Origin of the sequence: Pantoea sp. (assembly GCF_028283705.1) — a bacterium.
In the GTDB taxonomy this organism is placed as follows: domain Bacteria; phylum Pseudomonadota; class Gammaproteobacteria; order Enterobacterales; family Enterobacteriaceae; genus Pantoea.
The window spans coordinates 1-24,529 of sequence record NZ_JAPWKD010000001.1 but is presented as its reverse complement, the minus strand read 5'-3'; the positions used below and the strand labels follow the sequence as shown (position 1 = coordinate 24,529).

Below are 24,529 nucleotides of genomic sequence, written 5' to 3'. Positions count from 1 at the left end.
TAGGCGTGCCGGGCACGCGCCTGTTTACTGTTCTTTATTAGAGTGTGCGGTAAGGTAAAGGGTTCTTTTCCCCACCGCAAGACCTCTTCGTGCTTAGCGTTGTTTGCCCGATTCCGTCAGCCAAAGCTGGACCGAAGCACGCTGCCACTGGAACTCAGCATAGTGCTGTAGCTTTACCGGTAGCACATCACCATGCAGAGCCAGACGATTAATCATCACCGCCAAATCGGTATCTGCAATCGACCATTCGCCAAACAGATTCTGCTGTCCATCCGGCAGCAGACGTTGCACCGCCGTAATCAGCTTCTGTGCCGCCTGCTCTCCGGCGCGGCTTAGCGGCGCAAAACGTTCACCGGCAAACAACACTTCGGTTGGGCGCTCCTGACGTAGCGGCATCAGGTCGCTGCGCAGCCATGCCTGAATCTCACGGGCATGGGCGCGCTTTTCCCGGTCGCGCGGGTACAGACGTTCGTACTCCGGTGCCGGGAAGCGCTCCTCAAGATATTCGGCAATCGCTGAGGATTCATTAAGAATAAAATCATCAATTTGCAATGTCGGCACCCGGCAGGTGAGCGACAGCGCACGATAATCATCATCCCATTGCGCATTACGCGACAGATCAACACGTTTCAGGGTGAAGGGAATGCCCTTTTCGGTCAGTGCCACGTAGACCGACATGGCATAAGGGCTGAAGAAAGAAGCATCGGACCACAACGTCATGTTCGGGTAATTCATCGGCTGCCTCGGATGTGCATCTGGAGTGCTTCATGTTTACCGATTTTTATTTAGTAAGGCAATGTGGATCTGAACCGGTAAGACCAGCGCAGACTACGGTTTTTTCATCGTAAGCGTCGGTGCGGTCACGCCAGCCGTGTGCTTCTCTTCTATGCTGAAACTGAGCACATAACAAGCACAAGGAGGCTCAACATGCATCTGCTTATTACCGGCGGCACGGGTTTGATTGGCCGCCATCTGATCCCGCGCCTGTTACAGCTTGGTCAACAGGTGAGCGTGGTGACGCGTGATGTCGCAGCCGCACGCGAGAAGCTGGACCCACGCGTTGCCTGCTGGTCCGGCCTTGCGCAGCAGCAGGACCTCAATGGTATCGATGGGGTGATTAACCTTGCCGGTGAGCCCATCGCCGACAAGCGCTGGACCGCAGAACAGAAACAACTGCTGTGCGAAAGCCGCTGGCAGGTAACCGAACGCCTGGTGTCGCTGATCCATGCCAGCAGCCAGCCGCCGAAATTTTTGATCTCCGGCTCAGCCACCGGTTTCTATGGCGATACTGGCGATTTGATACTGACCGAAGACGATCCCGGCCATGAAGAGTTTACCCATACGCTATGTGCCCGCTGGGAGCAGCTGGCGCTGGCGGCGCAGAGCGATCGTACCCGGGTGTGCCTGCTGCGTACCGGCGTGGTACTGGCGAAGGAAGGCGGTGCGCTGGCAAAAATGAAGCTGCCGTTCAGGCTCGGCGTCGGTGGCCCCATCGGTAGCGGCAAACAATATCTGCCATGGATTCATATCGACGACCTGGTGAATGCGATCTGGTGGCTGATTGATAATCCGTTGCAGGGGCCATTCAATCTGGTGTCACCCTATGCGGTCCGCAACGAACAATTTGCTGCCACGCTCGGCCAGGTGATGCATCGTCCGGCCTTTATGCGCACCCCGGCCAGCGCTATCAGGCTGATGATGGGTGAGTCTGCCGTGCTGGTGCTCGGCGGCCAGCATGTGCTGCCGAAACGGCTGGAGGAGTCAGGATTTGGTTTTCGCTGGTATGACTTGCAGGAGGCATTGCAGGATACGGCGGCGTAACGGAATCGCCAGGTCGCCAATCCATGGCGACCTGGTTACCGCAGATTATTTCAGCGAGCCTTTCAGGAACTGCTGCAAACGCGGGCTTTTCGGGTTGTTAAACACTTCATCGGGCGCACCCTGCTCTTCAATTTTCCCCTGATGCAGGAAAATCACATGGCTGGAGACGTGACGGGCAAACTCCATTTCGTGGGTGACCACCACCATGGTTTTCCCTTCTTCAGCCAGCTTCTGCATGATGCGCAGCACTTCACCGACCAGCTCCGGGTCAAGCGCCGAAGTCGGTTCATCAAATAACAGCACTTCCGGTTCCATCGCCAGCGCACGGGCGATGGAAACGCGCTGCTGCTGACCACCGGACAGGTGCACCGGATATTTGGCACGGGCGCGTTCATCAATGCCGACTTTATCCAGATACTTAATCGCACGTTCGCGCGCTTCGGTTTTGCTCAGGCCCAGCACCTGAATCGGTGCTTCCATCACGTTCTCCAGCACCGTCATGTGGCTCCACAGGTTGAAGTGCTGGAACACCATGGTGAGACGGGTACGCAGCGAACGCAACTGCTCCTTATTCGAGACCTTCAGCTGACCATCGGTGTCGCGCACCAGGTTGATCTGCTCATTGTTAACTGCGATGGTGCCTTCACTCGGTTTTTCGAGGAAGTTAATGCAGCGCAGAAAAGTACTTTTCCCGGAACCGGACGAGCCAATGATACTAATAACGTCACCGGCATCCGCCTGTAATGACACGCCTTTCAGGACTTCATGTTCACCGTAACGCTTGTGCAGTTCGGTAACGCTTAATTTATTTTCAGCCATAGGTTACTCAATGCGATGAAGAAGGTTTCACGTGGGCCAGCCAGCGGCGCTCCGCCATACGGAACAGGCTAATCAACACGTAAGAGATAATCAGGTACAGCACCGCGGCAATACCAAAAGCGACAAACGGCTGATAGGTAGCGGAGTTGATATCACGCGCCACTTTCAGCAGGTCTGGCACTGTGGCGGTAAACGCCAGCGCGGTGGAGTGCAGCATCAGGATCACTTCATTGCTATAGGCAGGCAGCGCGGTACGCAGCGCCGAAGGCAGAATGATGCAACGATACAATTTAAAGGTTGAGAACCCATAGGCGCGTGCCGCTTCGATTTCACCGTGTGGTACGGCGCGAATAGCCCCGGCAAACATTTCGGTAGTATAGGCGCAGGTGTTGAGGGTAAACGCCAGCAGGGTACAGTTAAGTCCGCTGCGGAAGAAGGCGTTCAGCAATTCGGACCCTTTCACTACTTCCAGCGTATACATGCCGGAGTAGAACACCAGCAGCTGCACATACAATGGCGTACCGCGGAATATGTAGGTGAACAACCATACCGGGGTGGAGATAAAGCGATTGGGTGACACCCGGGCAATCGACAGCAACACCGCCAGACAGCCGCCAATCGCCACAGAAATAATCAACAGCCACAGGGTGATAGCCACGCCGGTAAAACGGTAACCATCGGTCCAGAGCAGGGATTTCCAATACTCCTGAATAATATCGATCATAGCTCTGCCCTTTTCACACCCACTGAGTAGCGGCGTTCAAGCCACCACAGCACGCCGTTCGACAGCGTGGTAAACACCAGATAAATCACCCCGGCAACAATCGCGAAGTAGAACGGCTGCCAGGTGCTTTTACCTGCCAGCTGGGTGGCTTTCACCACATCCTCAAGGCCGAGCAGCGAAACCAGCGCGGTCGCTTTGAGGATCACCTGCCAGTTGTTACCGATGCCTGGCAGCGCAAAGCGCATCATCGCCGGGAACAGAATGCGACGGAAAGTTTGCGAGCCGGTAAAACCAAACGCGGTGGCCGCTTCAATCTGCCCCTTCGGCACAGCGAGAAACGCACCACGGAAGGTTTCAGTAAAGTAAGCACCATAGATAAAGCCGAGGGTGATGATACCGGCCACCATCGGGTCGATATCGAACTGCGCGACACCCATCGCATCGGTCAGGGAGTTCAGGGCGATCTGCAGACCGTAGAAAATCAGCAGCATCAACACCAGATCCGGTACACCGCGAATCAGCGTGGTGTAGCCTTCAAAAAGCATCGCCAGCGGGCGATTGCGGGAAAGTTTGGCGCCAGCGCCAATTAAACCAAGCACCACGGCCAGCAACACCGAACTGAGCGCCAGTTCCAGTGTAACCAGGGTGCCTTTTAGAATGACGTCAGAATAGCCATACAACATGAATTTGATCCTGTCGTGGGGAAATTAACGAAGCACTGCCCGCATGTCGCGGGCAGTCTGGTAGACAGGATAATCAGTCACCGTACACATTGAAATCAAAGTATTTCTTCGCAATCTTGTCGTAAGTACCGTCTTTGCGCATCGCTTCGAAGGCTTTGTCGATGGCGGCTTTCAGATCCGCATCATCTTTACGCAGGCCCATACCGGTGCCGACGCCAAAGATTTTATCATCTTTCACCGCCGGGCCAGCAAAGGCGTAGTTTTTACCTACCGGCTGCTTCAGGAAACCTTCGCTCGCCTGCACTTCGTCCTGGAAAGCGGCATCGATACGGCCCGCATTCAGGTCCTGATACACCAGATCCTGGTTAGCATACGGCGTAACGGTGACCCCCTGCGGACGCCAGTATTGATTGGCGTAAGTTTCCTGGGTAGTGCCCTGCAACAGACCAATATTCTTGCCTTTCAGTGACTCAATGGTCGGCTGAATGGTGGAACCTTTTGGTGCAACCAGACGGGCGTTTGCTGCGTAGAGTTTTTCAGAGAAGCCAATCTCTTCCTGACGCTTTTCAGTAATGGAAAGTGAAGAGATGATGGCATCGATCTTCTTCGCTTTCAGCGACGGGATCAGCGCATCGAAATCGCTTTCCACATAAGTACATTTAGTCTTGATGCGTTTACAGATCTCGTTAGCCAGATCAATGTCAAAACCCACTAACTGTCCTTGCGCGTTTTTCGATTCAAACGGCGGGTAAGTCGGGTCAGTCCCGATGCGCAGCGTATGCGGTACCGCCGCGAACACGCTCGCGGCGCTGGACATTGCCAGCATCAGAGAAAGAGCCAGAACTCGCTTTTTCATAGGTAACCCTCAAGTGAAGTGCTTTTTGTTATGTGGTGCGTGATGTGTTTGCGCTGTTTAATTTGCATGTTTCATGCCAGTTGTGCAAATTGGCGAAACCCTGTACAGACGCACTAAATCCTGCGTCCACCAGGGGCGCAAGCACTTAGTTTGTGAGGAAAATATAACAGTCGGGTGAGCAGGAAAAAGCGACATTGTTAACTTTTGGTGCATGAAATGCACGAAGAGTGATCCTGCGCGCAATTTCGCACCATAACAGTGCAACTCTGCACCATTTATGCGCCTTGCCAGCGAGTGAACAGATCCTGCGGTAACTCAATATCGAACTGGTCCAATACGCGATTGACCGTTTGATCCACCAGCTCGGCAATATTTTGCGGACGGTGATAAAACGCGGGTACCGGCGGCATAATCACGGCGCCCAGTTCAGCGGCAGTGGTCATCATACGCAGATGGCCTACGTGCAACGGGGTTTCCCGCACACACAGCACCAGTTTGCGCTGCTCTTTCAGCACCACGTCAGCGGCACGCGTCAGCAGGCTATCGCTGTAGCTGTGCACAATGCCGGACAGGGTTTTCATCGAACAGGGGAGGATCACCATGCCAAGTGTTTTAAATGAACCGGAGGAAATGCTGGCTGCAATATCGCGCACGTCATGCACCACATTGGCCAGTGCCTGCACCTCGCGCAGATTGAAATCGGTTTCCAGCGCCAGGGTCTGACGCGCAGCCTGACTCATCACCAGATGGGTTTCCACCTCGGCCAGCGGTTGTAACACCTGCAACAGGCGCACGCCGTAGATTGCGCCGCTGGCGCCGGAAATACCAATGATGAGTCGTTTCATAATTATTTTGCCCTGCAGGTAAACCACAATCATAACCCGCAGCAGAAGAGGAAGACAAACCAGGAGGGAAATGCAGCGCCCGCCTGAATATCAGACGGGCGCAGGGACTTAACCTTCGTTATGTAATTCCAGACCTTCCACTTCAGTCTGACGTGCAATAGCTTTTGCATCGTCATTACGCAGTGACTGGAGGTAATCAAGATAACGTTGGTCAACGTCTTTAGTCACGTAGATACCGTTAAATACCGAGCACTCAAACTGCGCGATATCCGGGTTCTCTTCGCGTACTGCTTCGATCAGATCGTCGAGGTCCTGGAAAATCAACGCATCGGCTTTAATCAGCTGACGAATCTCTTCCACTTCACGACCATGGGCGATCAGCTCGGTCGCGCTCGGCATATCGATGCCATACACGTTCGGGAAACGAATTTCCGGCGCGGCTGAAGCCAGATAGACGCGCTTCGCACCCGCTTCGCGTGCCATCTCGATAATTTGCTCCGAGGTGGTACCACGCACGATAGAGTCATCCACCAGCAGCACGTTCTTATCACGGAACTCAGCACGGTTGGCGTTCAGCTTGCGGCGTACCGCGCTGCGACGCAGATGCTGGCCCGGCATGATGAAGGTACGGCCAACGTAGCGGTTTTTCACAAATCCCTGACGATAAGGTTTATCGAGGATACGTGCGATTTCCAGCGCCACATCGGTTGAGGTTTCCGGAATCGGGATCACCACATCGATATCAAGATCTTCCCACTCACGCGCGATCTTCGCACCCAGCTTGGTGCCCATACGTACGCGCGCACTGTAGACCGAAATTTTGTCGAGGAAGGAGTCCGGACGCGCAAAGTAGACATACTCGAACAGGCACGGATTGCTTTTCGGGTTCTCAGCACACTGACGCGTGGAGAGCTGGCCCTGCTCGGTGATGTAGACCGCTTCACCCGGTGCCACGTCACGAATGAATTCAAAGCCCAGCGTATCCAGCGCCACGCTTTCAGACGCGACCATATACTCGATACGGCCATCGGCGATTTGGCGTTTACCCAGCACCAGCGGACGGATGCCGTTAGGATCGCGGAAGGCAACCATGCCATGACCGATAATCATCGAAACCACCGCGTAAGCACCACGCACCTGCTGGTGCACGGCAGCCACCGCGGCAAAAATGTTGTCAGCTTCCAGCGGGTAATGCTGAAAACGGTCCAGCTCCTGCGCAAAGATGTTGAGCAGAATTTCGGAATCAGAGGTGGTGTTGACGTGACGGCGACCCACTTCGAACAGCTGCTTACGCAGTTCGTGCGCGTTGGTCAGGTTACCGTTGTGCGCCAGCGTAATGCCGTAAGGGGAGTTCACATAGAAAGGTTGCGCTTCAGAGGCGCTGGAGCTGCCTGCTGTCGGATAACGTACGTGACCAATCCCGATGTTGCCTTGCAAACGCTGCATGTGGCGTGCTTCGAAGACATCGCTCACCAGCCCATTGGCTTTGCGCAGACGAAAGCAGTTAAGCGCATCGATGGTACAAATGCCGGCGGCATCCTGCCCGCGGTGCTGCAGCACCGTTAACGCGTCATAGATCGACTGGTTTACTGGCATAAAACCGGTGATACCAACAATACCGCACATGTTGTCATTTCCTCATTAGCCGCACTCCCGGTGGCGTCACCGGGGTAAAAAACTCGACGTGCTTTTCAGATAGTCAAAAAACCACCTGATGATGTAACTGAACTGGGGAATGAGTTGGGACTGCTGCCAGTCCGGGCTTTTCGAGAAGCCGGTGAATGTATCAAGGAAGAAGAGAATAGCGGCAACGATTAGCACGCCACGCAACGCCCCGAAACAGACCCCCAACACCCTGTCGGTTCCCGACAGGCCGGTCTTTTCAACCAGCGTGCCGATCACATAGTTCACGATGGCACCCACAATCAGGGTAGCAACGAACAGTACCGCGATAGCGATACCGTTACGAACCAGTTCGTCGTCAAAACCTGTAAACCAGACTGCAAGGTAGGCGTAGTAGTGACTGGCGACAAAAAACGCACATCCCCAGGTAACGAGAGATAAGGCTTCCCGGACAAACCCGCGAACCAGGCTGACCAGAGCCGAAAAACTAACTACCGCAATAATGACGTAATCAATCCAGATCATGAACTCTTCCAGCGCCAGCGCGATTGCACCCCTGCATCCAGTTCGGGGCGCATTCTAACAGAAAAAGAAAACGTTTGCGTAGGGTTTTCCGGTTCCGTATCCATAAAAAGGGCGAAGAAAAAAAATCACCTCGCCCCGACGTATCTCAGCAAGGTAACCAACTGAAATAAAATAATTTTTCTGTCATCAATTTGATGAACAACCTGTGCTATACCGCGCCTTTTTCTGCTATCGGCGCGGCTTATCAACGGTTTAGCGCGTGCTGTACGGTTTGACGACCCCACCGAGTCCGGAAAGGTTTTTCAGCTCACCCAGCGCCGCCTGCATCTTCGCTTTTGACGCATCCGGCCCGACATAAATACGGGTGATCTGGCCTTGAACTGGCGTTGACGGCACCGTAAAGGCGCGATAGCCCGAGAGACGCAACTGCGCCACAATCTCGTTGACCTTCGCTGCGTTTTTCAACGCCCCGAGCTGCACCACATAAGCCTGACCCGCGGGTGCTGGCGCTTCTGCTTCACTCTGCTTCGGCGTTTCGACCGGTTTCGGCTGTTCCACCGGCTTAGGCTCAACCGGTTTCGGCCTGGGTTGCTCAATCGGTTTCGGCTTAGGCTGCTCGACGGGTTTAGGTTTCGGCGTCTGTACCGGCGCGCTTTGATGGATCGGCGGCGGCGTCACCACACTGGGTTCGCTATTCTGAGCTGGCTGAGTATTGCCGCTCTCTGCCGGACTGGTGGACGTTTTGCTATTGGTCGCACTCGGCTCGGTCGTCGAACCCGCGCCTTCCGGCGGCTGAGCAGGCAACGGCTGGGTGACCGGTGGCACCATCTCGCTGTCCTGCTGATCATCCGGTTTCGGCACCAGCGGAATGGCAGCGAACTCCTCTTTGTAGTGCTTTTTCTTACCATCCAGCAGGCCAGGTAAGACGATGACGCCAACCGCCACCAGAATCACTGTGCCAACCAAACGGTTCTGAAACTTACTTGCCACTGCCGTTCTCCGCTGCCATCGATTCCATTACCTGTGCCACGGTGTGGAAAGAACCACACACCAGAATCACGTCCTCGGGATGCGCCTGCAACCGCGCTGCCTGCCAGGCAGCATCCACGGTAGCAAATGCTTCACCACTCGCGAGATGGGCAATCAGCTGCTCCGCTGTCGCACCGCGTGGGCCCTCAAGGGGAGCGCAGTACCAGCTATCCACCTGAGGTGCCAGCGCCGCCAGCGTTCCCGCGATATCTTTATCATGCAGCATACCTACCACCGCATGAACCTTACCGGAACGCGGCAGTTCCGCCAGACGCGAAGCCAGATAATAAGCGGCGTGGGGATTATGTGCTACATCCAGGATCACACGTGGTGATTCACTGACCGTCTGGAAACGACCCGGCAAAATAGCCAGCGGCAGATGCTGACGAATAATCGCCTCGCTAACCGGTAAACCCGACGCACGCAGCGCGATAAGCGCGGTCGCGGCATTGGGTAACGGCACCTGCGGTAACGGCAGGTCGCGCAATTCACCCTGCGCATCCTGCAGCGTCCAGCTGTCGCCATGCTGCTGCCATTGCCAGTCGTGGTTACGCTGCAACAGCAATGCGCCCTTCTCTGCCGCAACGATCGCGATGGTATGCGGCATATCCGGTTCCCCCACTACGGCCGGTTTACCTGCACGGAACACACCCGCTTTTTCACGGCCAATGCTTTCGCGATCCGGCCCCAGCCAGTCGGTGTGGTCCAGCGCGATGCTGGTGACCACCGCCACATTGGCATCGACGATATTAGTCGCGTCGAGGCGTCCACCCAGGCCGACCTCAAGGATCACCACATCCAGCCCCGCTTCACGGAACAGATTTAACGCGGATAAGGTACCGAACTCGAAATAGGTCAGCGAGATGTCGCCGCGCCCGGCTTCAATGGCGGCAAAACTGGCGCTGTGCAGAGCTTCATCCAGCTCCTCGCCCTGAATGCGCACCCGTTCGGTGTATCGCACCAGATGCGGTGAACTGTAGACCCCGACACGGAAACCGGCGGCCATCAGTAACGTTTCCAGCGTACGGCAGGTGGTGCCTTTGCCATTGGTTCCGGCAACAGTGAAGACGAAGGGAGCAGGTTTTAGCAGGTTGAGGCGTGCAGCGACGCGTTGAATACGATCCAGACCCAGTTCGATGGTCTGAGAATGCAGATGTTCAAGATAATGAAGCCACGTGGCCAAAGGCGACGTGGCTTGAGGAAGGTGAAGAGTGTCCATGTTTCCCGTTCAGCATGTGTCGCGGCATTAGTAAAAAGGCGCATTGCTGCGCCTTTCCGTTGCCTGTCAGGCCTCGCTGCTTTCCGGCTCAGCCGCAGTGGGCTGATCACCATCCTGCAGCGGCGCTGGCAGGTTCATCATTTTCGCCAGCAGGCTTGCCAGCTTAAAGCGCATTTCCGGACGACGGATGATCATATCGATCGCGCCTTTCTCAATCAGGAATTCACTGCGCTGGAAGCCCGGCGGCAGTTTTTCACGTACGGTCTGCTCGATAACACGTGGGCCGGCAAAGCCGATCAACGCTTTCGGTTCCGCGACGTTAAGATCGCCCAGCATCGCGAAGCTGGCAGAAACGCCACCCATGGTTGGGTCAGTCAGTACCGAGATATACGGCAGACCGCGTTCCTGCATTTTCGCCAGCGCTGCACTGGTTTTCGCCATCTGCATCAGCGACATCAACGCTTCCTGCATACGTGCACCACCACTGGCGGAGAAGCAGATCAGTGGGCAGTTATCTTCCAGCGCCTGTTCAACTGCACGCACAAAGCGAGCACCAACAACCGAACCCATTGAGCCACCCATAAAGGCAAACTCAAACGCCGCAGCCACCACCGGCATACCGTGCAGCTGACCTTTCATGACGATCAGGGCATCTTTCTCGTCGGTTTCTTTCTGCGCCGCAGACAGACGATCTTTGTACTTTTTCGAGTCACGGAACTTCAGCAGATCCTTCGGTTCCAGCTCGCTACCTAATTCTACCAGTGTTCCTTCATCCAGCAGGCTATGCAGGCGCTCACGGCCATGCATGCGCATGTGATGGTCGCACTTCGGGCAGACCTCAAGATTACGCTCCAGCTCGGCGCGATACAGCACCTGGCCACAGCTGTCGCACTTAGTCCACACCCCTTCCGGGATACTGGCACGGCGCGTCGGCGTAATATTGCTTTTGTTAAGTATGCGTTCAATCCAGCTCATTGATGACCTTTCTGTTTAAAACCGACCTGGTCCAGTCTTCTCATTGCTGCTGAAATCACCTTCAGCAGGCCGTAAATGTCGCTCATTAAACCACAACCGCTTCTCGCTGTGGATAAAAATCTGGTTTTGCGCTTACTGAGATTTCTGCTGACGTGCCTGACGGCGATGACGCCAGACTTCAATTACGCCCGGCAGAATCGACACCACAATAATCGCGACGATCAGCAGTTTCAGGTTCTCCTGCACCACCGGCAGATCCCCAAACAGGTAGCCCGCGTAAGAGAACAGCAGCACCCACAGCAGCGCACCCGAGACGTTAAAGAGCGCGAAGTGGCGATAAGACATATGTCCCATCCCTGCCACAAAGGGGGCAAAGGTTCGCACGATTGGTACAAAGCGCGCAAGTATAATGGTTTTACCGCCATGGCGTTCGTAGAAGGCGTGGGTCTTGTCCAGGTAGCTGCGACGGAAAATCTTCGAGTTGGGATTGCTGAATAACTTCTCACCAAACAGGCGACCAATGGTGTAGTTAACCGCATCACCCAGAATCGCCGCGATCACCATCAATGCCACCATCATATGCACATTGAGGTCGTTGCTGGGCAGCGCCGCCAGCGCACCGGCCACAAATAACAGCGAATCACCCGGCAGGAAAGGTGTCACCACCAGCCCGGTTTCGCAGAACAGAATCAGGAACAGAATGGCGTAAATCCAGATGCCATACTGCGCCACCAGTTCGGCCAAATGCACATCAATATGCAGGATAAAATCGACGATAAAATGGATGAACTCCATAAAGCCAGGCTCCTTACATCCTTCGGGTAACAATTAATCTGCGAGGAACAACGGTCCCAGCGCAGGCTGAGGTAACGCAAAGTGGGATGGATAATCCACCGCCACCAAATACAAACCCTCGGCTCGGGCCGTTGCGGCCGCAAGTGTGCGATCTTTCGCTGCCAGTAACGTCGCCATCCAGTCTTCCGGCTGATTACCACAGCCAATTTCCATCAGGCTACCCACGATATTGCGCACCATATGATGCACAAACGCATTGGCCTTAATATCGACAATGACGTATGGCCCCTGGCGCGTGACGTTCAGATGCATCACATTGCGCCACGGCGTACGTGACTGGCACTGCACCGCGCGAAACGACGTGAAATCATTTTCGCCCAGCAGACACTGACCGGCGCGCTGCATCTTTTCGGCATCCAGCGGATGGTAAAAATGCGTTACACCATTGCCGAGAATCGCCGGACGCAGCCGCTGGTTGTATATCACGTAGCGATAACGGCGCGCCGTGGCGCTGAAGCGGGCATGAAACTCGTCCGGCACCGCTTTCACCCAGCGCACCGCGATGTCCGGTGGCAGATTGGCGTTGACGCCCAGCGTCCAGGCTCCGTCGGCACGCTGCGAAGTGGTTTCAAAATGCACCACCTGACCGGTGCCGTGCACGCCGGCATCAGTACGCCCGGCGCAGAACACGCTGACCGGATGATTCGCCACTTGCGACAGCGCTTTTTCCAGCTTTTCCTGCACGCTGCGGACTTCCTGCTGCCGCTGCCAGCCGTAGTAACGGCTGCCATCATATTCAATGCCTAACGCCAGCTTATGCGTGTTACCTTCAGACAACATTAATACAGATACTCCTGCACTAACTTCTCAGCAGTTTTCACCGCCATCAGCGCACCGCCGAAACGGATGTTGTCCGCCACCGACCAGAATTGCAGCAGCTCAGGAATACCATAATCATTGCGGACACAACCGATGCTCAGCTCACCGTTACCGGAAGCATCCTGCACCTGGGTTGGGTAGTCGCCCTCGTCGCTGAGACGGATATCATCCGCCCGCGCCAGTTCATCCCGCGCTTCTTCGGCAGACAGCGGGCGCAGATTCTCCAGGTGTACGATTTGCGCATTGCCGTAGAACACCGGCACCTGCACGCTGCTCACTGCAATCGGTAAGCCTTCGTCCTGCAACACCTTGCGTACCTGATCCACCAGACGACGTTCACTTTCCACGCTGCCCTGACTGTCCACCAGCTGCGGCAGCAGGTTGAACGCCAGCTGGCGGCCATAATAATGTTCATCCGCCGGGACGCCGTTCAGCAAACGCGCGCTCTCTCCAGCCAGCGCATCCACCGCGCTTTTACCATCACTGGAGACAGAAATCAGGTTGGTCACCTGTAAACGGCCCAGACCGGCGGCTTCCACCAGCGGTTTGATGGCGCTCAGTAACTGGCTGACCAGGCTATCCGCTACGCAAATGATGTTACGGTTGCGATAATCCGCCAGCACTTGTGGATTGACATCCGGCACCACCAGCGGCACATCCGGCTCCAGTGCGAACAAATCGCTGCTGTCGATCACCAGGCAACCCTGGCTGGCCGCTTCTTCGGCGTAACGCGCGGCGGCGTTACGCCCCGCAGCGAAAAACGCCAGCTGGGCCTGGGACCAGTCAAATTCTGCCGCATCCTCTACCCGCACCGAGCGACCTTCGAAACGCTTAATTTCGCCTGCGCCGTTTTCGCTCGCCAGCAAATAGATTTCACCAACCGGGAACTGGCGTTCCGCCAGCAGTTCCAGTACAGCGTTCCCTACTGCGCCTGTCGCGCCCAATAGCGCAATATTCCAGCCGTCAGACATGTTGGTTTACTCCAGACAATGACATAAAAACAGAAGGCGGTGATATTCACCGCCCATTAATTCGGACAAATCAGGCACCTGCCGGTTGCAGCGTGGCGCGGAACCCGAGTTGATTAAGCATGTCCGCCGCCCCGGCGTCATCGCAAATCACCTGCAATGATGACCATTCGCGGCGTTCTTCATATTGCTTACGCAGGCGGTCAAACTCGCCCGGCTGCGCCGCCACTTTACGCAGCGGAGCATCATCGCGGCGCACATCATACACCAGGTGCACCAGACGTTTCAGCACTGGCTGGTCAAGCTTGCCGTGTAAGGTAATGCTGCCAAACTCCGGGGCGGGCAGCAGGCTTTCCAGCGGCACCTGCTGCGGCTGACCGAGAAACTCACACCAGGCTTCAAACACCTGCGTGGTACCGCGCGCTTTGCCTTCGAGGGTGTAACCGGCGATATGGGCGGTGGCAATGTCCACCTTATCCAGCAGTTCCAGCGACAGCTCCGGTTCCGGCTCCCACACATCCAGCACCACGCTGAGATCCTGGCGCATATTCAGCACTTGCAGCAGTGCCGCGTTATCCACCACCGGGCCACGACAGGCGTTGATCAGAATGGTATTCGGTCGCAGCGCCATCAGCAGCGCCGCATCCGCAAGATGCCAGCTTTTATACCGGCCATCTTTAAATAACGGCGTATGGAAGGTGAGAATATCGGCCTGCGCCACCAGTTCATCCAGCGAGTGGAAAACTTCCGCATCACCGCGATCGGCACGCGGCGGATCGCACAACAGGGTTTTCACGCCCCACGCCTGCAAGCGTTTTTGCAGACGACCACCGACATTGCCTACGCCGACAATCCCCACGGTACGATCGCGCAGATTAAAACCATCGCGCTCCGCCAGCAGCAGCAGCGAGGAGAAGACATATTCCACCACTGCGATGGCGTTGCAGCCCGGCGCGGCGGAGAAGGCGATACCCGCCTCCACCAGCGAGGTCTCATCGATATGGTCGGTGCCCGCCGTCGCGGTACCGACAAATTTCACCGGCGTACCGGCCAGCAGGGCCGCATTGACTTTGGTGACTGACCGCACCATCAGCCCGCTGGCATCAGCGAGTTCAGCTTCCGGTAAGGGACGTCCCGGCACCGCCAGCACCTCACCGGTGCGGCTAAAGAGTTCACGGGCATACGGCATGTTTTCATCGACGAGAATTTTCACCACGGCAGTCCTGTAAATTCGAAAGGCCCATATTCTGGCACAAAGCCTTTGATTAACCTAACCGGCTACGATAGCGATCCGGTGTGGTCCCGGCCTGGTGCTGAAACATGACAATCAGCGCCGAGGCGGAGCTGTAGCCCAGCTCAAAAGCAATCGCCTGTACACTCATCCCCTGCTCCAGCAAGGCAATCGCACGCAAAAAACGCAGACGTTGTCGCCACTCGCTAAAGGACATATGCAGCTGCTGCTGGCAACGCCGCGCCAGCGTACGCTCGGTGGTAAACACCCGTTTAGCCCATTGTGCCAGCGTGGTGTTATCGCCGGGATGCGCCTGGAGCGCGTGCAGAATCGGTGCCAGCAATTTGTCATCCGAGGTGGGCAGATAGCTTTTATGCGATGGCGCGAGGCGCAGCCGGTCACATAGCACCTCGCACAATCGCCAGTCTGCTTCACTGCGTGGCTGCTCCAGGTTGCGTTGGGCAAACTCGTCCATAATGGCATGAACGATGGCATCCGCATTCAACAGGCAGGCTTGTGATGGCAAGCCCAGGCAAAGATCGGCGGCAATATTGAAGGTGCGAAACTGCGCTTGACGATGGTTATAGCTGCTGTGGCGCTGGCCGGGTGGGATCCAGATCGGCATATCGGCTGGCGTCAGCAGGCGCTCCCCTTCCACCTCCATCTCCAGCACATGGCTTTTGACGACAATCAGCTGCCCCCAGGGATGGGCGTGGGGCAGATACTCGGTATTGGCGTTGGCCTGCTCGAAGCGCATAAAGTAGCGCAGCTGTGAGGCATCGAGCGGCGGCTGATATTCAACCTGTAAACTCATTCTGTCCGGTCATTAATGATTTTTGTCCGATTTTAGTTATCTGTCTTAAACCGGTCAAATGTAAACTTTTCGCGTTTACTTTCTGGAGCCGTACGATGAATTTTCTCTTTCCGCTGGTGGCGGTGCTGATCTGGTCGATCAACACCATCGTCAGCAAACTCTCCGCCGGGAGCATCGATCCCGCCGCCATCTCCTTTTATCGCTGGATTCTGGCGCTGGTGGTGCTGACGCCGTTTGCGTTGCCTGGCGTCTGGCGTCATCGTCGGCAAATTATCGCCAGCAGCGGACGCCTGCTGATCCTCGGCCTCCTCGGTATGGTGCTGTATCAAAGCCTTGCCTATTACGCGGCGCATAGCGTATCGGCGGTGATGATGGGGATTCTTGGGGCCACCATTCCACTGCTGACCATTCTGCTCAGCCTGGTGGTGTTACGTCTGGCTCCGACGCGCGGGATTTTAATTGGCGGATTGCTGTCGTTTGCCGGTCTGGTGTGGCTGGTCAGCGCTGGCAACCCGGCACAGCTGCTGCATCAGCGCCTCGGCAATGGTGAATTGATGATGCTGGCCGCTTCAACCTCCTACGCGTTGTACGGCGTGCTGACCAAACGCTGGGCCATCCCTCTGCCGACCTGGCAAAGTTTATATGTGCAGATTTTCTTTGGCGTGCTGTTGCTGCTGCCCGGCTTTCTGCGCACGCCGGATGTGTCGCTTAATGCGCATAATATCCCGCTGGTGCTGTTTGCCGGGCTGTTCGCGTCGATCATCGCCCCATTCCTGTGGATCCTGGGCGTGCAGCGCCTCGGGGCCAGCACCACCAGCATCTTTATGAATTTTGTCCCGGCCTTTACCGCCGTCATTGCGATCCTGTTCCTGCATGAACAGCTGCATGGTTATCACTGGATTGGCGGCGGCATGACGTTGCTGGGGGTGATTCTGGCACAGCGGCTGCGCACGCCGTTACGTCGCCCCCGGACAGTCACGCCCCTGTCAGTGGAAGCTGATCGTCACCCGTAGCCCGCCCAGTTGCGGGCTGCGGTCCAGCCTTAACTCCGCGCCATGCCAGGCGCAGATATCTTTTACCAGCGCCAGACCGATACCGGCACCGGGTTGTTGCTGGCCGTTATCCAGCCGCGAGAAAGGTTGCAGCGCCTGTTGCTGCTGGGCATCGTCAATCCCTGGCCCGCTATCCTCAATTTCCATCATCCCGGATGCTATGCGTGCCGTCACAGTGCCGTGTACGGGGGTGTATTTGATGGCGTTATCCAGCAGGTTGCTGCACAACTCCGCCAGCAGCAGCGCATCGCCCTGTACCTGACATTGGCTATCCCCTTCGTAACCGAGATCGATCTGCTTATGGCGCGCCGCTGCATAGCCACTGAAGCATGCCTGCTGCGCAATGGCCGCCAGATCAACGCGCTCCAGCGGTTTATCTTCGCCGTGGCGGGCTTTGATCTGCGCCAGCTGCAACAGTCGATCGGTGAGATGTACGGTGTCTTCCAGGGTATGGCGCATCCCTTGCAGGCTTTCACGCCATTGCCGTGGATCGTCGCTGTTAAGTGCCACGCCCACCTGGGTTTTCAGAATGGTGAGCGGCGTGCGCAGTTGGTGGGACACATCGGCGCTAAAACGTTCCTGACGCGCCAGCAAACCACGCAACCGCTCCAGATGACGGTTGAACGCGATAATCAGCGGCTGTAGCTCGGACCAGGGCAGCAATGACGGCAAAGGCTGCAACTCCCCCGGAGCACGGCGCAGAACGATGCGCGACAAACGACGCAATGGGCGTAGCACCTTACGCGACAACAACCCCGCCAGAATCAGGGTGATCAGTACCAGAATGCTTTGGCTGATCAGTGCGGTACGTAATAAACCCTCGGCAAAGGCATGGCGAGAATTAAGGGTTTCCGCCACCAGTACCAGAGCCATGCCCTCCACGCCCTCTTCACTAATCGGTTGCCACAGGGCAACCACCCGAATCGGCTGCTGGCGATAGCGGGCATCGTAGAAATGAACCAGCGCCGGAAACAGCGTGGAGAGCGGCGCATTACGCGGCAGCGGCGGTAAATCCTCGTAGCCTGACAACGTTTGCCCTTCTGGCGAGATCACCTGATAGAAAAGTTGATCGTTCATATTGCGTTCAAAACTGTCGAGCACCACCCAGGGAACATCCACCTGCAATTGTCGCTGCCGCACCACCAGCCGTTCAGCCACGGTGCGCGCGGAAGCCACCAGCGAACGATCATAAGCCTGATTCGCCGCCTGAAGCGCGCTGTAATAATGGGTGTATACCGATAATCCCCACAGCAGCACCAGCGGCACACCCAGCCATAGCAGCAACTCGCCGCGCAGCGAGCGAATCAGGCGCATGGCTGACACTCAAGGCTATAGCCCAACCCGCGCAGCGTGACGATCGCCACATCACTACCCGCCAGTTTTTTACGCACCCGGTGCACATATAACTCGATGGTTTCCGGGCTGGCCTCATCACGCAGGGAAAAAGTTTGTTCATAGAGATGCTGGCGCGATACCGGGTGGCCGGGACGCCGCATTAAGGTGGTCAGCACGCTGGCTTCACGCGGAGTCAGATGTAATGGCTGGCGATTCAGCAGGAAACAACCTTCATTGTCCCGCTCCAGCTGGCCGATCACTTGCGATTGCGGCGTTTGCCCGTGGCTGCGGCGCAGCAAGGCACGCAGCCGGGCTTCCAGCTCATCCAGCTCGAAGGGTTTGGTCAGATAATCATCTGCCCCGGCGTTCAGCCCCTGTACCCGCTGTGCCAGGGCGTTACGTGCGGTCAGCAGCAGCACGGGAACATTCTGCCCACGCCGTCGGAGCCGCGTCAGCACCTCAAGACCATTCATACGCGGCAGCGTCACGTCCAGCACTACCAGGGCATACTCTTCGCTTTGCAGCACATGATCCGCCGCCACACCGTCAGCCACCCAATCTATCGTAAATCCTTTTTGCGTCAGCGCTTTTTGCAACCAGCTCGCCAGCTCGACCGTGTCTTCCACCAGTAAGAGACGCATGTCACACCCCGCCATTTTCCCCGAGGAATGAAAGGTAAATGAAAGGTTGTCACCTTAACAATTCATTAACCGCGAATTTTCGGCGGTAATCACAAACTGGAATCATCAATGGAGCGACAAATGAAAAACAACATTCGCACCCTCCTCGCCACAACCTTACTGGCTATGTCGGTTTCCACCGCGTTCGCGGCGGCACCAGAGCGTACTGAATGTATCGCCCCGGCAAAACCGGGCGGTGGTTTCGATCTCACCTGCAAGTTATTGCAGGTTTCGATGCAGGAAACCGGACAAATCACTACCCCAATGCGCGTTACTTATATGCCAGGTGGCGTAGGTGCGGTGGCGTACAACGCCATCATTGCGCAACGTCCGGCAGAAGCCGGGACGGTCGTTGCCTATTCCGGCGGGTCATTGCTCAATCTTTCCCAGGGCAAGTTTGGTCGCTATACCGTGGATGATGTGAAGTGGCTGGCGGCAATCGGCACCGACTACGGCATGGTTGCGGTACGCAATGATGCACCGTGGCAAAACCTCGGTGAACTGATGGAGGCAATGAAAAAAGATCCCACCAAAGTGGTGGTGGGTGCGGGGGCTTCCATCGGCAGCCAGGACTGGATGAAGACCGCACTGCTGGCGCGCGAGGGCGGTATCGATCCACGCAAAATGCGTTACGTCGCCTTTGAGGGCGGCGGTGAGCCCGTCACCGCACTGCTCGGGAATCATATCCAGGTCGTCTCAGGAGATATGAGTGAAATGGTGCCTCATCTGCAAAGTGGCAAGTTACGCGTGCTGGCAGTGATGGCCGACCAGCGCCTGCCAGGCGAGCTGGCTAACGTCCCCACCGCTAAAGAGCAGGGATTCAACGTTTCCTGGCCGATTATCCGCGGTTACTACCTCGGCCCGAAGGTAAGTGATGCCGATTATCAATGGTGGGAAGCGGCGTTTAAAAAGCTGGTCACGACGAAAGAATTCCAGCAGCAGCGCGATATGCGCGGCCTGTTCGAATTCAATATGTTCGGCAGTGAGCTGGATAGCTATGTGAAGAAGCAGGTTGCTGACTACCGCGAACAGGCGAAATCCTTCGGTCTGGCAAAATAATGGGGGCGATAATGAGCGATCGTATTTTCGCCGCTATCTGGCTGGTGCTCTGTATCGGCGGGCTGTTTATCGCCTGGCAAATTCAAAGCGAATACAGCTATGAGCCGGTTGGACCGCGTCCGTTTCCGATGATGTTGCTGGGGCTGATGGCGGTATGCGCGTTACTGATGCTGCTGCGTAAGCCCGATAACGTGCAGTGGCCTGCGCCTGCCACGCTGAAGAAGCTACTGATACTTTGTGTGTTGCTGCTGCTGTACGGCTGGTTTTTTGAACGACTGGGCTTTGCCCTGTGCACCACGCTGCTGACCTTCGGTATCGGCCTGTTATTCGGTGCACGCTGGTGGGCTGCGGTGATTTCCGGCGGCGTGATGGGTATTGCGCTGTTTTATGCCTTCGATCATCTGCTGGATGTCACGCTGCCGGTCGGCAGCTGGTTCAGTTAACGGGAGATAATGATGGATACCTGGTCTTTTCTGATGCAGGGTTTCGCCGTCGCCATGACGCCGGAAAACCTGATGATCGCCCTGATCGGATGCTTTATTGGCACCATTGTCGGGTTATTGCCTGGTCTTGGGCCGATTAATGGCGTTGCGATTTTGATGCCGCTGGCGTTTGCCCTGCACTTACCGGCGGAGTCGGCGCTGATCCTGCTGGCGACAGTCTATATTGGCTGTGAATATGGCGGGCGCATCTCCTCGATTTTGCTCAATGTGCCGGGCGATGCCGGGGCGATTATGACCGCTCTCGACGGCTACCCGATGGCGCAGCAAGGCAAAGCAGGGGTAGCGCTTTCCATCTCCGCAGTCAGTTCTTTCGTCGGTTCCACCATCGCCATCATCGGCATCATTCTGTTCGCACCGCTGCTGGCTAACTGGTCGCTGGCGTTTGGTCCGGCGGAATACTTCGCGCTGATGGTGTTCGCCATCGCCTGCCTCGGCAGCATGATGAGCCACAACCCGCTGAAGTCATTTCTCGCCGCGTTGATAGGGCTGGGTATGGCGACGGTAGGCGTTGACGCCAATACCGGCGTGTATCGATTCACCTTCGACAGCGTGCATCTCTCCGATGGCATCCAGTTCGTGGTGGTAGTCATTGGGCTGTTCTCGGTCAGCGAGATTCTGCTGATGCTGGAATCCACCAGCAGCGGTCAGAAAATGGTGCGAGCCAGTGGCCGGATGATGTTCAATATGAAAGAGGCGGCGATGTCGACCGGCGCGACACTGCGCGCGTCCTTTATCGGCTTCTTTGTCGGCGTGCTACCCGGTGCCGGTGCGACCATTGCCAGCGCCATCGCGTATATGAGTGAGAAGAAAATCAGCGGCAGCGATCAATTCGGCAAAGGGGATATTCGCGGCGTGGCCGCGCCGGAAGCGGCGAATAACGCCTCCGCCTGCGGTTCCTTCATTCCGATGCTGACGCTGGGGATCCCCGGTTCCGGCACCACGGCGGTGATGGTGGGTGCGCTGACGCTGTACAACATCACCCCCGGCCCGGCGATGTTTACCGAGCAGCCCGATATCGTCTGGGGATTGATTGCCGCGTTGTTGATCGGCAACGTAATGCTGCTGATCATGAACATCCCGATGATCAATATTTTCGCACGGATGCTGACCATTCCATTGTGGTTCCTGGTTCCGGCGATTGCCGCGATATCGGCAGTGGGTGTTTACGCGGTGCACAGTACCACTTTCGATTTATTGCTGATGGTGGGGCTGGGTATTTTCGGTTATATCCTGCGTAAGATGGATTTTCCGATGTCGCCGCTGATCCTCGGCTTTGTGCTGGGAGAAATGCTGGAGCAAAACCTGCGGCGCGCCTTGTCAATCAGCAACGGCAATCTGCCGATCCTATGGGAAAGCCTGATCTGCAAGGTATTGCTGGTGCTGGCGGTGTCGGTACTGGTCGTGCCACCGCTGTGGAAACGCTGGCGACGTAAACGCCTGAAGTTGGCCGAGGCAAAATAATTCCCTGCTGCCTGCTGCCCCCGTGGATTTCCCGGGGGCTTTTGCTATCATATGGCCTCGTTTTTCCGGCGCACCCGGATCTGACTCAGTTTTCAAGGATTCCGCCATGCAACCTCTCAGCGGTCCCGGTGTGCCCTCGGGCGATCGTTCCCCTCTTACCAACGCAGCTGGCTCTGCGCGCCCTGGTGCCCCGGCAGGCGAACAGCCATTATCTCCCGCTCAGCGCACCACGCTGGAACGCCTGATCGTACGTATCATGTCGCTCAGTACCCTGAAAGCCCCGGAATTGTGGGCCGGAGTGCGCCATGAAGTTGGCGTGAAAAACGATGCTGAACTGCAATCGCGCCACTTTCCCGCCGCCGAGCAGCATCTCAATAGTCGCTTAACCCAAGTGCAGGACAGCCACGCTACACGTCAGCTGTTGCAGCAACTGCTGGAGAAACTGCCGCTGGGCAATAACCGCCAGGCGGTGAGTGATTTTATCCGCCAGCAATTTAACCAGACGGTACTGAGCGCGCTGTCACCGGACCAGCTGCGTCAGGTGCTGACCATGCTGCAGAACGGCCAGATGGCGATCCCGCAGCCACAGCAGACGCGTATCAGCGATCGGTCACTGCTGCCTGCCGAACATCAGGCGCTGAATCAGCAGGTGACGCGCCTCGCCGCCAGCACCGGTGAATCGCCGGTGAAAGTGCTGGGGGATGTTCTGAAGTTGGTTAACCTGAAAAGTAGCGATCCGATTCCGTCACGCCATTTCCCGCTGTTGACGCAATATTTACAGGTGCGTCAGACGCTGAGCCAGCTGAGTTCGCCTACGTTGCACATGCTGGAAAGCTCGCTGAAGCAACCTTTGAGCGCCGATGAGCAGCGCTTGCTGGAGGATTACAGCCAGCAGCGTTTCCAGGCCACGCCGCAGATGGTACTGACCCCGGCGCAAACCCAGGATCTGCTCAACCTGCTGTTCAGCCGTCGCGCCGAAAAAAACCTCGAGCAGCCGCTGTCCGCCAGCGAACTGCGCCCACAACCCATCTGGGCACCGATCTTCAATCAGTTACCAGCACCTCTGGCGCAGCGCCCGGCGCTGACGTTAAGCCTGGCGCTAGTGGTGTTTATTTTCCTGATGTGGATATTCCTCTGATTCAGCAACCACAATTGCGCGGCCGGGGCAGCGGTGGGCCATTCGCCCACCGCACTGCCCCACGCCATCGGGTGACCGTCTCGCTTCCAGAAATCCAGCCCACCAATCAATTCCTTGACCTGAAAACCTAATGCCGCCAGCTTCAGTGCCGCTTTGGTCGAACCATTGCAGCCGATGCCGTCACAATAGGTGATGTAAACTTTCTGCCGATCCAGCTGCGCGGTGGTGGATTCGTTCATGGTGCGATGCGGGAAGGAGAGCGCGCCGCAAATATGACCAGCCTGATACGCCTCCGTGGCGCGTGCATCAAACACCACAATCTGCGCGATGCCCGCCGCCAGATCTTCGGCTAAATCCCAGGCATCGGTGTAATACGCCAGTTTGTGTTGCAGATAAACCAGACTTTCAGCGGCACTGGCCGGGGGGAAGGCTAAAACCGATGACATCGCATTCTCCTGTTGTGAATTTCCCTCAGTGTACGGCAAAGTGGTCTGCATCCTGATACCACTTTATCACTCCGGATAAGACCACTATGACGTCATCTCCCTTGCTGGCCCTGTTCAGTCATCAAAGCCAGGGCGGCCTGCGCGAACGGTTGTGCGGCACGTTGCGCCAGGCGATTGCCAGCGGCCATCTGCGCTATGGACAAAAGGTACCTTCCAGCCGCCAGCTGGCGATGGATCTCGGTCTTTCCCGCGTCACCGTGGAAGCCGCCTACGCTCAGCTGGAAAGTGAAGGCTATCTGCAACGCCAGAGCGGACGCGGCACCTTTGTTGCCATCGCCATGCCGCTGCGTGCGCAACCGGGTAAACAGCATGACATCCTGAATTTTTCAGCGCGTGGCAGCCAGGTGCTGGCAACGGGAGGATGTCAGGAACCACCGTTCCCGCAGGCATTTGCTGCCGGTTCACCGGAATTACGTGCGTTTCCACATGCAGCATGGCGACGCATCAGCGCCAGCGTACAACGTTCACTGGGCAGCAAAGTGATGGGGTATGGTGATCCCTGCGGTTATGCGCCATTACGTCAGGCGGTGGCCGATTATCTGGCATTGTCGCGCGGCCTGCGTTGTGACGCCGGGCAGGTGATGATTCTGACCAGCTCACAACAGGCGTTACAGCTGCTGGCACTGATGTTTCTCGATAGCGGCGACGACGTCTGGCTGGAGGAACCGGGATATCCGGGAGCACGCAATGCCTTCCTTGCCGCCGGTGCGCACTGCAATGCCACTGGATGCTGAGGGGGCGGTCCCCCTCAGTGGCCGCGCAAAGCTGGTCTACCTCACCCCATCACACCATTATCCCACTGGCATACCCATGAGCCTGGCGCGGCGCTTACAGTGGCTGGCGTGGGCACGTCAGCAGGATAGCTGGCTGATTGAGGATGATTACGATAGCGAGTTTCACTATGGTGAACGCCCACTGCCTGCGCTGCAGGGGCTGGAAGCGGAGAGCCGGGTCATTAGCCTCGGCACCTTTTCCAAAACGCTGTTCCC

General features: G+C 56.7%; 24 protein-coding genes and 2 pseudogenes. 7 read left to right on the top strand and 19 right to left on the bottom strand.

From position 1 onward, the window contains the following. Positions 1-93: 93 nt before the first annotated feature. Complete coding sequence (yfcF, locus tag PW844_RS00130; RefSeq protein WP_299445294.1) at positions 94-735, bottom strand: glutathione transferase; 642 nt, start codon at positions 733-735, stop codon at positions 94-96. A 192-nt stretch (positions 736-927) separates the two neighbouring features. On the opposite strand from yfcF, the gene PW844_RS00125 reads away from it, so the two are divergent. Then, the gene (locus PW844_RS00125) at positions 928-1,821 is read left to right on the top strand and encodes a TIGR01777 family oxidoreductase (RefSeq protein ID WP_299445292.1); all 894 of its coding nucleotides are present in this window, start codon (positions 928-930) and stop codon (positions 1,819-1,821) included. Positions 1,822-1,866: 45 nt separating this feature from the next. On the opposite strand, the gene hisP is transcribed toward PW844_RS00125, so the two are convergent. The 15 genes from hisP to PW844_RS00050 all read right to left on the bottom strand — a co-directional run bounded on the left by hisP (position 1,867) and on the right by PW844_RS00050 (position 15,806). Further along, positions 1,867-2,640 carry a histidine ABC transporter ATP-binding protein HisP gene (gene hisP, locus PW844_RS00120; RefSeq protein ID WP_084876139.1) on the bottom strand — a complete coding sequence of 258 codons (774 nt, stop codon included), beginning with the start codon at positions 2,638-2,640 and terminating at the stop codon, positions 1,867-1,869. 7 nt (positions 2,641-2,647) lie between these two features. Then, positions 2,648-3,364 (bottom strand): ABC transporter permease, encoded by a 717-nt coding sequence (locus PW844_RS00115; RefSeq protein WP_084876140.1) that lies wholly within the window; start codon positions 3,362-3,364, stop codon positions 2,648-2,650. Next, complete coding sequence (locus tag PW844_RS00110; RefSeq protein ID WP_299445286.1) at positions 3,361-4,047, bottom strand: histidine ABC transporter permease HisQ; 687 nt, start codon at positions 4,045-4,047, stop codon at positions 3,361-3,363. Before PW844_RS00110 ends, PW844_RS00115 begins: the two co-directional genes overlap by 4 nt. 73 nt (positions 4,048-4,120) lie before the next feature. Continuing rightward, entirely contained in the window at positions 4,121-4,903 is a 783-nt protein-coding gene (argT, locus tag PW844_RS00105) for a lysine/arginine/ornithine ABC transporter substrate-binding protein ArgT (protein WP_208715920.1), read from the bottom strand. 275 nt (positions 4,904-5,178) lie between these two features. Further along, complete coding sequence (locus PW844_RS00100; RefSeq protein ID WP_084878532.1) at positions 5,179-5,748, bottom strand: UbiX family flavin prenyltransferase; 570 nt, start codon at positions 5,746-5,748, stop codon at positions 5,179-5,181. Between the two features lie 108 nt (positions 5,749-5,856). Further along, entirely contained in the window at positions 5,857-7,374 is a 1,518-nt protein-coding gene (gene purF / locus PW844_RS00095) for an amidophosphoribosyltransferase (RefSeq protein ID WP_299445281.1), read from the bottom strand. A gap of 36 nt (positions 7,375-7,410) precedes the next feature. Further along, positions 7,411-7,896: a colicin V production protein gene (gene cvpA / locus PW844_RS00090; protein WP_084876145.1), complete on the bottom strand. Its 486-nt coding sequence runs from the start codon at positions 7,894-7,896 to the stop codon at positions 7,411-7,413. Between the two features lie 252 nt (positions 7,897-8,148). Beyond that, positions 8,149-8,886 (bottom strand): cell division protein DedD, encoded by a 738-nt coding sequence (gene dedD / locus PW844_RS00085; protein WP_299445279.1) that lies wholly within the window; start codon positions 8,884-8,886, stop codon positions 8,149-8,151. Continuing rightward, on the bottom strand, positions 8,876-10,144 hold the full coding sequence (gene folC, locus PW844_RS00080; protein WP_299445277.1) for a bifunctional tetrahydrofolate synthase/dihydrofolate synthase: 1,269 nt from the start codon (positions 10,142-10,144) through the stop codon (positions 8,876-8,878). Before folC ends, dedD begins: the two co-directional genes overlap by 11 nt. A gap of 66 nt (positions 10,145-10,210) precedes the next feature. Beyond that, complete coding sequence (accD, locus tag PW844_RS00075) at positions 10,211-11,119, bottom strand: acetyl-CoA carboxylase, carboxyltransferase subunit beta (protein ID WP_299445275.1); 909 nt, start codon at positions 11,117-11,119, stop codon at positions 10,211-10,213. 132 nt (positions 11,120-11,251) lie between these two features. Further along, positions 11,252-11,914, bottom strand: coding sequence for a DedA family protein (locus PW844_RS00070; RefSeq protein ID WP_299445273.1), 663 nt, complete (start codon positions 11,912-11,914; stop codon positions 11,252-11,254). Positions 11,915-11,947: 33 nt separating this feature from the next. Continuing rightward, positions 11,948-12,754 (bottom strand): tRNA pseudouridine(38-40) synthase TruA, encoded by an 807-nt coding sequence (truA, locus tag PW844_RS00065; RefSeq protein ID WP_084876150.1) that lies wholly within the window; start codon positions 12,752-12,754, stop codon positions 11,948-11,950. Continuing rightward, complete coding sequence (locus PW844_RS00060; RefSeq protein ID WP_299445269.1) at positions 12,754-13,764, bottom strand: aspartate-semialdehyde dehydrogenase; 1,011 nt, start codon at positions 13,762-13,764, stop codon at positions 12,754-12,756. Before PW844_RS00060 ends, truA begins: the two co-directional genes overlap by 1 nt. A 70-nt stretch (positions 13,765-13,834) precedes the next feature. Continuing rightward, positions 13,835-14,974: a 4-phosphoerythronate dehydrogenase PdxB gene (gene pdxB / locus PW844_RS00055; protein WP_299445267.1), complete on the bottom strand. Its 1,140-nt coding sequence runs from the start codon at positions 14,972-14,974 to the stop codon at positions 13,835-13,837. A 52-nt stretch (positions 14,975-15,026) separates the two neighbouring features. Continuing rightward, positions 15,027-15,806, bottom strand: a complete 780-nt coding sequence (locus tag PW844_RS00050) for a helix-turn-helix transcriptional regulator (protein ID WP_299445265.1) — start codon at positions 15,804-15,806, stop codon at positions 15,027-15,029. A gap of 95 nt (positions 15,807-15,901) precedes the next feature. Between PW844_RS00050 and PW844_RS00045 the strand changes: the two genes are divergently transcribed. Then, positions 15,902-16,819 (top strand): DMT family transporter, encoded by a 918-nt coding sequence (locus tag PW844_RS00045; protein ID WP_299445263.1) that lies wholly within the window; start codon positions 15,902-15,904, stop codon positions 16,817-16,819. Here the strand turns inward: PW844_RS00045 and PW844_RS00040 are convergent. Together PW844_RS00040 and tctD are read right to left on the bottom strand one after the other, a co-directional pair. Next, positions 16,793-18,172: a sensor histidine kinase gene (locus PW844_RS00040; RefSeq protein ID WP_299445261.1), complete on the bottom strand. Its 1,380-nt coding sequence runs from the start codon at positions 18,170-18,172 to the stop codon at positions 16,793-16,795. The genes PW844_RS00045 and PW844_RS00040 overlap by 27 nt on opposite strands. Next, a complete protein-coding gene (tctD, locus tag PW844_RS00035; protein ID WP_299445259.1) occupies positions 18,163-18,834 on the bottom strand; it encodes a transcriptional regulator TctD in 672 nt (223 codons plus the stop codon). The genes PW844_RS00040 and tctD overlap by 10 nt, the downstream gene beginning before the upstream one ends. A gap of 165 nt (positions 18,835-18,999) precedes the next feature. Here tctD and PW844_RS00030 point away from each other — a divergent pair, with 165 nt between their 5' ends. The 4 genes from PW844_RS00030 (at position 19,000) to flk (ending at position 23,034) form a co-directional block, all read left to right on the top strand. Beyond that, entirely contained in the window at positions 19,000-19,932 is a 933-nt protein-coding gene (locus PW844_RS00030) for a tripartite tricarboxylate transporter substrate binding protein (RefSeq protein WP_299445662.1), read from the top strand. A gap of 11 nt (positions 19,933-19,943) precedes the next feature. Then, the gene (locus PW844_RS00025) at positions 19,944-20,375 is read left to right on the top strand and encodes a tripartite tricarboxylate transporter TctB family protein (protein ID WP_299445257.1); all 432 of its coding nucleotides are present in this window, start codon (positions 19,944-19,946) and stop codon (positions 20,373-20,375) included. 12 nt (positions 20,376-20,387) lie between these two features. After that, complete coding sequence (locus PW844_RS00020; protein ID WP_208717225.1) at positions 20,388-21,896, top strand: tripartite tricarboxylate transporter permease; 1,509 nt, start codon at positions 20,388-20,390, stop codon at positions 21,894-21,896. Between the two features lie 106 nt (positions 21,897-22,002). Next, positions 22,003-23,034, top strand: a complete 1,032-nt coding sequence (gene flk, locus PW844_RS00015) for a flagella biosynthesis regulator Flk (RefSeq protein WP_299445255.1) — start codon at positions 22,003-22,005, stop codon at positions 23,032-23,034. A 23-nt stretch (positions 23,035-23,057) separates the two neighbouring features. On the opposite strand, the pseudogene PW844_RS00010 reads toward flk, so the two are convergent. Continuing rightward, positions 23,058-23,480: pseudogene (locus PW844_RS00010) on the bottom strand (rhodanese-like domain-containing protein); the annotation flags it as partial. Between the two features lie 86 nt (positions 23,481-23,566). Between PW844_RS00010 and PW844_RS00005 the strand changes: the two are divergent. Next, a pseudogene (locus PW844_RS00005) lies at positions 23,567-24,529 on the top strand (PLP-dependent aminotransferase family protein); the annotation flags it as partial.

Coding starts and splice junctions, on each gene's coding strand:
- yfcF (WP_299445294.1), bottom strand. CDS start 735: ATGAATTACCCGAACATGACGTTGTGGTCCGATGCTTCTTTCTTCAGC.
- PW844_RS00125 (WP_299445292.1), top strand. CDS start 928: ATGCATCTGCTTATTACCGGCGGCACGGGTTTGATTGGCCGCCATCTG.
- hisP (WP_084876139.1), bottom strand. CDS start 2,640: ATGGCTGAAAATAAATTAAGCGTTACCGAACTGCACAAGCGTTACGGT.
- PW844_RS00115 (WP_084876140.1), bottom strand. CDS start 3,364: ATGATCGATATTATTCAGGAGTATTGGAAATCCCTGCTCTGGACCGAT.
- PW844_RS00110 (WP_299445286.1), bottom strand. CDS start 4,047: ATGTTGTATGGCTATTCTGACGTCATTCTAAAAGGCACCCTGGTTACA.
- argT (WP_208715920.1), bottom strand. CDS start 4,903: ATGAAAAAGCGAGTTCTGGCTCTTTCTCTGATGCTGGCAATGTCCAGC.
- PW844_RS00100 (WP_084878532.1), bottom strand. CDS start 5,748: ATGAAACGACTCATCATTGGTATTTCCGGCGCCAGCGGCGCAATCTAC.
- purF (WP_299445281.1), bottom strand. CDS start 7,374: ATGTGCGGTATTGTTGGTATCACCGGTTTTATGCCAGTAAACCAGTCG.
- cvpA (WP_084876145.1), bottom strand. CDS start 7,896: ATGATCTGGATTGATTACGTCATTATTGCGGTAGTTAGTTTTTCGGCT.
- folC (WP_299445277.1), bottom strand. CDS start 10,144: ATGGACACTCTTCACCTTCCTCAAGCCACGTCGCCTTTGGCCACGTGG.
- accD (WP_299445275.1), bottom strand. CDS start 11,119: ATGAGCTGGATTGAACGCATACTTAACAAAAGCAATATTACGCCGACG.
- PW844_RS00070 (WP_299445273.1), bottom strand. CDS start 11,914: ATGGAGTTCATCCATTTTATCGTCGATTTTATCCTGCATATTGATGTG.
- truA (WP_084876150.1), bottom strand. CDS start 12,754: ATGTTGTCTGAAGGTAACACGCATAAGCTGGCGTTAGGCATTGAATAT.
- PW844_RS00060 (WP_299445269.1), bottom strand. CDS start 13,764: ATGTCTGACGGCTGGAATATTGCGCTATTGGGCGCGACAGGCGCAGTA.
- PW844_RS00050 (WP_299445265.1), bottom strand. CDS start 15,806: ATGAGTTTACAGGTTGAATATCAGCCGCCGCTCGATGCCTCACAGCTG.
- PW844_RS00045 (WP_299445263.1), top strand. CDS start 15,902: ATGAATTTTCTCTTTCCGCTGGTGGCGGTGCTGATCTGGTCGATCAAC.
- PW844_RS00040 (WP_299445261.1), bottom strand. CDS start 18,172: ATGCGCCTGATTCGCTCGCTGCGCGGCGAGTTGCTGCTATGGCTGGGT.
- tctD (WP_299445259.1), bottom strand. CDS start 18,834: ATGCGTCTCTTACTGGTGGAAGACACGGTCGAGCTGGCGAGCTGGTTG.
- PW844_RS00030 (WP_299445662.1), top strand. CDS start 19,000: ATGTCGGTTTCCACCGCGTTCGCGGCGGCACCAGAGCGTACTGAATGT.
- PW844_RS00025 (WP_299445257.1), top strand. CDS start 19,944: ATGAGCGATCGTATTTTCGCCGCTATCTGGCTGGTGCTCTGTATCGGC.
- PW844_RS00020 (WP_208717225.1), top strand. CDS start 20,388: ATGGATACCTGGTCTTTTCTGATGCAGGGTTTCGCCGTCGCCATGACG.
- flk (WP_299445255.1), top strand. CDS start 22,003: ATGCAACCTCTCAGCGGTCCCGGTGTGCCCTCGGGCGATCGTTCCCCT.